The organism is Dyella sp. (assembly GCF_035486915.1).
GTDB lineage: Bacteria > Pseudomonadota > Gammaproteobacteria > Xanthomonadales > Rhodanobacteraceae > Dyella_B.
On sequence record NZ_DATHMR010000162.1, the window covers coordinates 1 to 9,999 of the forward strand.

Annotated in this window: 8 protein-coding genes, 1 tRNA gene and 1 pseudogene; 2 read left to right on the forward strand and 8 right to left on the reverse strand. The window is 59.8% G+C overall.

The window, feature by feature from the left end; translation table 11 throughout:
- Both pip and VK725_RS12945 read right to left on the reverse strand, forming a co-directional pair.
- Window positions 1-919, reverse strand: a 919-nt coding sequence (gene pip, locus VK725_RS12940) for a prolyl aminopeptidase (protein ID WP_325318472.1), incomplete at its 3' end; no start/stop codon positions are given.
- A 93-nt stretch (window positions 920-1,012) separates the two neighbouring features.
- On the reverse strand, window positions 1,013-2,398 hold the full coding sequence (locus VK725_RS12945) for an FAD-binding oxidoreductase (protein ID WP_325318473.1): 1,386 nt from the start codon (window positions 2,396-2,398) through the stop codon (window positions 1,013-1,015).
- 109 nt (window positions 2,399-2,507) lie between these two features.
- Here VK725_RS12945 and serA point away from each other — a divergent pair, with 109 nt between their 5' ends.
- The gene (gene serA, locus VK725_RS12950; protein WP_325318474.1) at window positions 2,508-3,740 is read left to right on the forward strand and encodes a phosphoglycerate dehydrogenase; all 1,233 of its coding nucleotides are present in this window, start codon (window positions 2,508-2,510) and stop codon (window positions 3,738-3,740) included.
- Between the two features lie 161 nt (window positions 3,741-3,901).
- Window positions 3,902-5,512, forward strand: a complete 1,611-nt coding sequence (locus VK725_RS12955) for a methyl-accepting chemotaxis protein (RefSeq protein ID WP_325318475.1) — start codon at window positions 3,902-3,904, stop codon at window positions 5,510-5,512.
- Between the two features lie 53 nt (window positions 5,513-5,565).
- On the opposite strand, the gene VK725_RS12960 is transcribed toward VK725_RS12955, so the two are convergent.
- The 6 genes and pseudogenes from VK725_RS12960 to VK725_RS12985 form a co-directional block, all read right to left on the reverse strand.
- Window positions 5,566-6,300, reverse strand: a complete 735-nt coding sequence (locus VK725_RS12960) for a hypothetical protein (protein ID WP_325318476.1) — start codon at window positions 6,298-6,300, stop codon at window positions 5,566-5,568.
- A gap of 169 nt (window positions 6,301-6,469) precedes the next feature.
- Window positions 6,470-6,546 (reverse strand) — tRNA-Pro (locus tag VK725_RS12965).
- Between the two features lie 54 nt (window positions 6,547-6,600).
- Window positions 6,601-6,957, reverse strand: a complete 357-nt coding sequence (locus VK725_RS12970) for a MerR family transcriptional regulator (RefSeq protein WP_115477489.1) — start codon at window positions 6,955-6,957, stop codon at window positions 6,601-6,603.
- Window positions 6,938-7,240: an integration host factor subunit alpha gene (ihfA, locus tag VK725_RS12975; protein WP_126674889.1), complete on the reverse strand. Its 303-nt coding sequence runs from the start codon at window positions 7,238-7,240 to the stop codon at window positions 6,938-6,940. The genes VK725_RS12970 and ihfA overlap by 20 nt, the downstream gene beginning before the upstream one ends.
- A 1-nt stretch (window position 7,241) precedes the next feature.
- Window positions 7,242-9,653, reverse strand: a complete 2,412-nt coding sequence (gene pheT, locus VK725_RS12980; protein WP_325318477.1) for a phenylalanine--tRNA ligase subunit beta — start codon at window positions 9,651-9,653, stop codon at window positions 7,242-7,244.
- Window positions 9,654-9,674: 21 nt separating this feature from the next.
- Window positions 9,675-9,999, reverse strand: a pseudogene (locus VK725_RS12985) (phenylalanine--tRNA ligase subunit alpha); the annotation flags it as partial.

A 9,999-nucleotide genomic window follows, 5' to 3' on the forward strand; every position in this document is an offset into this window, starting at 1 on the left:
GTGCAATACCCGGTTCGAACGCAGAATGCCCTGCATCCTGCACGACACGCAAATCCGCTTCCGGCCACGCACGATGCAGATCCCACGCGCTACGCATCGGACACACCACATCATATCGGCCCTGCACAATCACCGCGGGAATCTTGCGGATACGATCAACGTTGCGTAGTAGTTGATCGTCGTGCTCGAAGAAACCGCCGTTGACGAAGTAGTGGCATTCAATACGCGCGAACGCCAACGCGAATTCGTCTTCACCACTACTGCTGATAAACGCCTCATCCTGATACAGGAAGCTGGTGGCGCCTTCCCAAATGGACCATGCGCGTGCCGCATCCAATCGCGTTTTTGCATCGGAGCTGGTCAAGCGCCGGTGATAGGCGCTCATCAAATCGCCGCGTTCGACCTCGGGAATTGCAGCGAGGTAAGTTTCCCATGCATCGGGATACAGGGCATCGCAGCCCTTCTGATAGAACCACTCCAGCTCCCAGCGACGCAGCATGAAGATGCCGCGAAGCACCAGCTCGGTGACCTTGTCCGGGTGCGTTTGCGCGTACGCAAGCGATAGCGTCGAACCCCACGAACCGCCGAACACCTGCCAGCTTGCGATGCCAAGATGCTCTCGCACGCGCTCGATATCGGAAACGAGATGCCATGTGGTGTTATCGGTCAGTTCTGCGTGCGGCGTGGATTTGCCGCAACCACGCTGGTCGAACAACACAATGCGATAAACCGCCGGGTCGAAGAAACGGCGACATTTCGGATTGGTACCGCCACCCGGGCCACCGTGCAGAAACACCACCGGCTTGCCGTTCGGATTGCCGCTTTGCTCGTAATACAGCGTATGCAGTTCGGAGACTTTCAGAAAACCGTTGTCATACGGTTCGATCTCGGGGTATAGCGAGCGGTGTTCCTGCAACATGTCCTTAAAACCCGTGGTTGGGGACGCACATGGTAAGGGCGAAAGGCTGTACCGCCCAAGTCCGCAAACTGTGGCGCACTGCGCAGCTCCGCATCAAGCGAAGAGCTTCCCCGGATTGAGAATGCCTCGAGGGTCGAAAACCTGACGAATCCCGCGCATCAGCACAATTTCTGCCGCACTGCGCGTACTTTCCAGATAAGCGCGCTTGACCAGGCCAATGCCATGCTCGGCTGAAATACTGCCGCCATGTTTGTGCAAGGTATCGGCCAAAAGCTTGGTGACGTGCTCGCACTGCACGATGAAATCCGCATCGGACAGCGAATCCGGTTTCAGCACATTGATGTGCAGATTGCCGTCACCGATATGACCAAACCACACCACATCGATATGCGGGTATTCGCGCGCGAGCAATCCCTGGATATCGTGAAGAAACACCGGCAATACGCCGATGCGCACGGAGACGTCGTTCTTGTAGGGCTTATGGGGCGCCAGACTTTCGGTAATACCTTCACGCAGTCGCCATAACGCGGCCGCCTGCGCATCGCTTTGCGCGATCACACCGTCATTGATCCAACCCTTCTCCACGCCGTGCTCGAACGCAGCCAGTGCGGCGTCCTGCGCTTTTTCATCCGGCGACTCAAATTCGGTCACGACGTAATACGGGTGATCGCCATCGATGGCTCGTTGCGCACCGTGCGCCAATACATAGTTGAGCGCGAGGTCGGTAAAAAACTCGAAAGCCTGCAACGACAGGCGCGAGCGAAATAGTGCGAAGACATCCATCAACGCATCCATCGTCGGCAATGCCAGCAACATCACTTGCGAGGGAGGCGGTGGATCGGTCAATCGCAACGTGGCTTCCACGACAATGCCCAACGTGCCTTCCGAACCTATCATCAGCTGACGCAAGTCGTAGCCGCTGGAGTTTTTGATCAGGCCGCGATTGAGGTCCAGCAGCTCGCCGTTGCCGGCCACCACTTTCACACCCGCGATCCACTCGCGCGTGTTGCCGTAACGAATCACGCGAATGCCGCCAGCATTGGTGGCGATGTTGCCGCCGATGGAACATGAACCACGCGCCGCGAAATCCACCGGATAGATCAGGCCATATTCGCGCGCAGCGCCGTGCACGGCTTCCAGGGCGATGCCGGGTTGCACCGTCAACGTGCGATCCACCGCATCGAAACCCAACACGCGATTCATGCGCTCGAGGCTGAGCACCAGCTCGCCATTCGCCGCCACCGCCCCGCCCGACAACCCCGTGCGGCCACCCGACGGCACGATGGCGACGTTGTGCTCGTTGGCCCACTGCACGATGCCCTGCACTTCCTCGCTGGACGCAGGCAGTGCGATAGCGCGTGGCGCAGGTGTCCAGCGCCGGGTCCAGTCGCGGCCGTAGTGCTCCAGATCGCCGGGCTCCGTGAGCAGGCGCAGCTGGGGCCAACGGCGGGCAAGATCGGCGATGGCGTGATCGGTCATGGCAGCTCCGTGAACAAGCTCCCAGCCTGCCAGTGCATGGCGCGAACGTCTAGTGCTGCATCGCGGCAAAATCTGGCATAGTGTTTGGACTTCCAAATACCCGGCCCCCATGAAAACCTCGTACCCCAAGCAAGACATCAAGGTGCTGTTGCTCGAAGGCGTCAGTCGCACCGCGGTGGAAACCTTTCAGCGCGCCGGTTATAGCCAGATCGACTATCACGCCAAGTCCTTGCCTGATGACGAGTTGAAAGCGCGTATCGCTGACGCGCATATCATCGGTATCCGCTCTCGCACCCATCTCACCGCTGACGTGTTGGAGCACGCCAAGCGTCTTATCGCGATCGGGTGTTATTGCATCGGCACCAATCAGGTGGATCTCGCCTCGGCGCAACGCGCAGGCATTCCCGTTTTCAATGCGCCCTACTCCAACACCCGCAGCGTGGCAGAGCTGGTGATTGCCGAAGCCATCATGCTGCTGCGTGGCATTCCCTACAAAAATGCGCTGTGCCACCGCGGCGGCTGGACGAAGTCTGCTTCCGGCAGTTTTGAGGTGCGCGACAAGACTATCGGCATCGTCGGCTACGGGCACATCGGTACGCAGGTCGGCCTGCTTGCCGAGGGGCTCGGTATGCGCGTGATCTTCCACGACATCGAATCGAAACTTTCGCTTGGCAATGCACGCGCAGCGGCAAGTCTGGATGATCTTCTCGAACGCGCGGACGTTGTCACGTTGCACGTACCCGAAACGCCCTCCACCAAATTGATGATGGGAAAGAGCGAGCTCGAAAAGATGCAGAAAGGTGCGGTGCTCATCAATGCATCGCGTGGCACCGTCGTCGACATCGATGCGCTGGCCGAAGCATTGCGCAAGGAGCACATCGCTGGCGCTGCCATCGACGTGTTCCCCGTTGAACCGCAGGGCAATGATGACCCCTTTGTTTCGCCGCTGATCGGCATGGACAACGTCATCCTCACGCCGCACATCGGCGGCAGCACGTTGGAAGCGCAGGACAACATCGGCATCGAAGTGGCCAGCAAGCTCGTCCGTTACAGCGATAACGGCTCGACACTTTCCGCAGTGAACTTCCCGGAAGTGACATTACCCGAGCATCCGCGCAGCCGTCGTCTTCTGCACATTCACCGCAACGTGCCGGGTGTGCTATCTCGCATCAACGAATTGTTCTCGGCCGGCAACATCAACATCGATGCGCAGTTCCTGCAGACGAATGCCGAAGTGGGCTATGTCGTTATCGATGTCTCGGCGGATGAACATCAGGCGGCGACCCTGAAGGACAAGCTGGCGGCCATTCCCGGCACCCTGCGCACGCGCGTGCTTTACTGAGCGAACCAATCTCTTTGCACGCTGATACTGGTGCGATTTAACAATTCAGAATGCACAAACGCCCGCTGAAAACGCGGGTTTTTTGTTGTCATATTCAAGCGAAACCGCTTTATTGCCGATAGACGACTCACCTATGGCAGCTCTTTTATTGCGGTTATTCCATGACTTTTCGATTTCGCGATTTACGTATCGCTTTCCGCCTGGCACTCCTGGGCGTGCTGATGCTGGCCGCAACCGTGACCGTGGGTTACGGCGGCTGGCGTGGACTGTCACGCACGCATGATCTTCAGGTACGTTCCACCGCAACCGCGTCCGCCTATGCCGCCGCGGTAGACACCGCGCGCGTGGCGCAGGTCGATTTCAAGAAACAGGTGCAGGAGTGGAAAGACCTTCTGCTGCGCGGCGCGGATGCTGACAACTTCAAGAAGTATCACGACGCGTTTGTGGAACAAAGCAATGCGGTGAATACCGATCTCGCGAACCTGAAAGCACAAATGACTGCGCTTAGCATCGATACAAAAGCTGCCGACGCCGCGTTGGCCACACACGCCGAACTGGGCACGAAATATCTCGACGCCATCCGGCATTACGACGCGAAAGACGAAAAGAGCGTGCATGTCGTTGACGGCCTGGTGGCAGGCATCGATCGTGCGCCAACGACGGCAATCGATAGCCTCGTCGCGAACATGAAGAAGGAAGCCACCGCCGCGTCCAAGCGTATTGACGACGAAAGTCTGCGGGCGTTCCATGACGCTTGCGTACTGCTTGTCAGCGTCGCGCTTTGCGCACTGGTGACGGGTGGCGTCTTCATCTGGCTTCTCGCCTACAGCATCACCGCGCCGATCAGTCGCGCCGTGAAAGTCGCGCAGGCAGTGGCGGAAGGAAATCTCTCCACCGATGTGATCGCCGACAGCCGCGATGAAACCGGAAAACTTCTGACCGCGCTTGGCATGATGAATGGCCAGCTGCGCGATGTTGTGAACACGATTCGTGCCGGCTCGACCGAAATTTCAACGTCCACGAAGCAAATCGCCAGCGGCAATCAGGACCTTTCCGCGCGCACCAGCGAACAGGCCGCCGCATTGGAAGAAACGGCTGCTTCCATGCAGGAGTTCACCGATAGCGTCAATGCCAATGCGCGCCGTGCTCATGAGGCGAGCTGCATGGCCGAATCGGCGTCCAATATCGCTCGTCAAAGCAGCACGGCGATGACCGAAGCGGTGGGCGCGATGACGCAAGTCCAAAGCGTCGCCTCGCGCATTACCGAGATTACGGAAACCATGGATCGCATTGCGACGCAGACGCACATTCTTGCGCTGAATGCATCGGTGGAAGCCGCGCGCGCGGGCGAAGCCGGCAAAGGTTTCAACGTTGTTGCGGCGGAAGTTCAGTCGCTGGCGCGCAACTCGCGCACGGCGTCTCGCGAAATCCGCACACTAATCGAGGAATCGGTGACGATCATCGAAAGCGGCACGCAGATGATCGGCCGTGCGGAATGGATGGTCGGTAAATTGCTCGAAAGTGTCGATAACGTTGCGGAGACCGTCAGTACCATCGCCACACAAAGTCATGAACAGGCGGCGGGCATTCAACAGGTCAATCGCGCCGTTCGCCAGATGGATGAAGTGACCCAGAGCAATGCTGCACTGGTCGAGGAGGCTGCGGCTGCCGCCGATACCGTGCAGGTGCGCGCTCGCTCGCTGGTGGATAGCGTGCAGTTCTTCAAGATTGACGATGTCCGGGGCCTCGCGATCATGGCCCAGGCGGCATGAGGCATGTGCACCGAACATCCCGGTTCGTACCGGGATGTTCGGTCACGCAAACCTCACTTCGCTTTCTTGACCGCGGTACGACGCTTTGCAGCTTTGGCGGTCTTGGCTGGCTTCGCCTTCGGCCCGGTCGATTTCTTCGCGGCAGGTTTGCGGTGTTTGTCGGTGGATTCGGGAGCATGCAAGGCGTGGCGTTGCTGAACGCGCAATTCCTCGCGGAAGGCATCGGCGTAGCTCTTCAATTCCGTTTTCTGCTTCGTGCTTGCGCCAGCGATACGTTCGATGTGTTTTTCCATCTGCCGCAATAATTCGTAATCGTGGTAATCGCGATACGGTTTCAGATCCAGGTCGACAGGCACCTTGGTCAGGCGTTCGTCGCCAATCGCCTTGACGTATTTCTGCATGAAGCGGTCGTACGCTTCCCATGTGATTTTCTGTGCGTGCACGGCAGCTTCTTCTGCGCGGGTGGCAATCTGATGAGCATGCAGATAATGCAATCCAAGCTGGTCGATCAGCGTTTTCTCGACCTCTTCGTGCAAAATCAGAAAGCGATCCACCTCGATAGTGCGACCGCGGAAAGTGAATGTCTTGGGCAGATGGCGATCGATATAGATCGTCTTGCCGTCCTGGCTGTAGCCGGCGAGATACGGAATGTCATGGTCGCGATCGAGCTTTTTGACGCGGCGCAGGATGGCGTCGAGCGCGCGATCCAGCATCAGCGAGGACATGTACCAATCCGGGGCCTTCAGTTTCTTGTGCGGGGCATTCGGGTGACAGGTGTTCGACGGCATCAGCAGATCTCCTATCGGCTTGGTTAAGAACCAGTGCGGCTGAGACTAGCGCGTCGGTGCCGCAGGTACATGTCCGTCTGGCGAACATTGGAAACGAAAAACGGCGCCAAGGCGCCGAACACTTGAAATAGAAAACGGCGCCAAGGCGCCGTTTCGATTTTTTCCGAAGTGGTCGGGGCGGCGGGATTCGAACCCACGACCCTTTGCCCCCCAGGCAAATGCGCTACCAGGCTGCGCTACGCCCCGACTGTTCGGCAAAGAAAGAAATTGTAGCAGTTCGGATGTTGCCGCCGGTAGGGTTCAGCGGCGCAGCAGGGCCAGCACTTCTTCCAGCTCCATGCGCACCTGACGCACGATCTGATGCGACATGCTGGCTTCCATCCGGGCCTGCGGGCCTTCCAGCCGGGCACGGGCGCCGGTGATGGTGAAGCCTTCGTCGTACAGCAGGGATCGGATCTGACGGATCATCAGCACGTCGTGGCGCTGGTAATAACGGCGATTGCCGCGGCGCTTGACCGGGTTCAGCGCAGGAAACTCCTGCTCCCAGTAACGAAGCACGTGCGGCTTCACACCGCAAAGATCGCTGACCTCACCGATGGTGAAGTAACGCTTCGCCGGTATGGCGGGCAGTTCGGTGTTATTCCCCTGATCCAGCATAGCCCTCAACTCGCACCTTGAGTTTCTGTCCTGGCCGGAACGTCACCACGCGGCGGGCGGAGATCGGAATCTCCTCACCCGTCTTGGGATTACGCCCGGGTCGCTGGTTCTTCTTCCGCAGATCGAAGTTGCCAAATCCCGACAGCTTGACCTGTTCGCCCCTTTCCAACGCTTCGCGGACCACCTCGAAATAGGCGTCCACGAACTCTTTTGCTTCACGTTTGTTAAGGCCCACCTCGAGGAAGAGGCGCTCGGCCATCTCCGCCTTTGTCAGCGCCGCCATCTTACCCTCGCAATTTTGCCTCGCATGAAACCTCCAACGCAGCCACTGCATTTCGAACGCAGCGATCCGCGTCGTCGTCAGTAAGCGTGCGTGAAGCGTCCTGCAAAATCAAGCCCATAGCGAGACTCTTTCGGCCCGCTTCGACCCCTTTTCCACTGTATCGGTCAAACAAACGCAGCTCAACGAGGGCGGTTCCTAGGCTGCCGCGAACAACGTGTTCAATTTGTGACCAACTTACCTGTTCAGGAACGTCAACGGCGATGTCACGGCGAACCGCCGGGAAGCGCGGCACCGCCTGGGCTTTGGGCAGGCGGCGGCCGAGCAGCGGATCGAGCGCCAGCTCGAGCACGTGGACGTCGGGTCCCAGGTCCAACGCCCTGGCCAGCTGCGGATGCAGGGCGCCGAGGTAACCGACGGTGTGGCCATCACGCGCCACGCGAGCGCCTCGCCCTGGATGCAACCACCCCGGCAGGCCGTCGGCGTGGACGGACCAGCGCTGCGCCTCGCCGCCCCAGGCGATCAGGGCATCCAGATCGCCCTTGAGATCATAGAAGTCCAGCGGACGGCTGACCTCACCCCACTGCTCGGCCTTCGCCGAACCGCAGGCGACGATGGCCAACGTGGGCGTCTCGGTCGGCGCGTCCTTGCGAGCGGCAGCTTCTTCGCCGATGCGGAAGGTGCGGCCGAGCTCGAACAGACGCACCCGCTCTTGCTGGCGGGCGCGATTGTGCGAGAGCGCGACGATTAGGCCCGGCAGCAGCGAGGGGCGCATTACAGCGAGATCCGCCGATAGCGGATTGGCCAACGGCACCAGCTGCTCGGTCATGCCCCAACGCTGGAGCACATCGTTGCCGATAAAGGCGAGGTTGACCGCTTCGTAGTAGTCACGCGCAGCCAGTTGCTCGCGCACAGCCAGCTCATTGAGGCGGGCCTCGGGCTCCGCAGCGAGCGTCAGCGCGCCAGCCGGCGTGTGCGTGGGAATATTTTCATAGCCATGGATGCGCGCCACCTCTTCGATCAAGTCTTCCTCGCGCTCGATGTCGAAGCGACGGCTTGGCGCGGTGACGGACCAGCCATCGGCCAACGATTCGACCTTCATGCCCAGCGCAGTGAAGATGCGCGCGACTTCGCCATCGGCTACGGTCAGGCCAAGCACGCGCGCCAGTCGAGCGCGGCGCAGCAAAATCGGCTTCGGCGACTGCAGATGTTCCGGCAAGGTGACATCCAACAGCGGACCAGGAACACCGCCGGCGATATCGAGGATCAGTCGCGTCGCGTATTCGACGGCGATGCCAGGCAGTTGCGGATCGACGCCGCGTTCGAAGCGATGTCCGGCATCGGTGTGCATGCCTAGCTTGCGGCTACGGCCAATGATGGCCGACGGAATCCAGTGCGCCGCTTCCAGAAACACGTTGTGCGTATCGTCGGTGACGCGCGTATCCGATCCACCCATGATCCCGCCGAGCGCAACGGCACGCGCGCCTTTGCCACCATGGCTGTCGGAGACCACGAGAAAGTCGTCATCCAGTTCGACAGTGCGGCCGTCAAGCAACGCGAGCGGTTCGCGCGCGCGCGCTGGGCGCACGACAATATCGCCTTCCAGCTTGTCTTTGTCGAACGCATGCATGGGCTGGCCGAGTTCCAGCATGACGTATTGCGTAACGTCGACAAGAAAGCTGATCGGACGCAAACCACTGCGACGTAACCGCTCAGCCATCCACACGGGCGTTTTGACTTTGGCGTTCACGTTGTCGATAACGCGACCGGCGAAACGCGGCACACGCGCACCCGCATCGAGCACGACGTTCATCGTGGCATCGCTTTGAGCCGGCACCGGCGCGGTATCAAGCGGGATCACCTCACTACCTAGCGCTGCAGCGACATCGAATGCGATGCCACGCACACTGAAGCAATCAGCACGATTAGGCGTGAGTTTGATTTCGATGCTGGCGTCCGGCAAACCAAGGTACGTCGCAAGCGGCGTACCGATTGGCGCATCGTCAGGGAGTTCGAGCAGGCCCGACGCATCTGGATCGACGCCCAGCTCCTTGGCCGAGCAAAGCATGCCGAACGATTCGACGCCACGCAGCTTCGCCGCCTTGATCGCGATACCGCCCGGCAAGTTGGCGCCAACGGTCGCCAACGGAGCGACCAGACCGGCACGTGCATTGGGTGCTCCGCAGACGATCTGCACGATGCCGTTGCCCGTGTCCACGTCACAGACCTGCAGGCGATCGGCTTCCGGGTGTTTCTTGGCGCTGACGATGCGCGCCACGATCACGCCATCCAGCGAGCCGCCTAAGGGAGCAACGTCTTCGACCTCCAGGCCGATGGCCGTCAGCGTCGCAGCCAGTTCGTCGCGCGAAGCGTCGGTCGGAACGTGGTGACGCAACCAATTTTCGGAGAATTTCATGCGTGTCGGTTCCTGCTGCGATTACGCGAATTGCTTGAGGAAGCGCAGATCGTTCTCGAAGAACGCGCGCAAATCGGATACGCCATAACGCAGCATGGCAAATCGTTCGACACCGAGGCCGAATGCGAAACCGGTGTAACGCTCCGGATCGATGCCACAGTTCTTCAGCACATTCGGATGCACCATGCCGCAGCCGAGTACTTCTAGCCAGCGCGTGGAACCATCTTCTGCGTCCCAGCGAATATCCACTTCTGCCGAGGGTTCGGTAAAAGGAAAGTAGCTGGGGCGGAAGCGCATTTCGAAATCGCGCTCGAAAAACGCGCGAATGAATTCGGCCAGCGTGCCT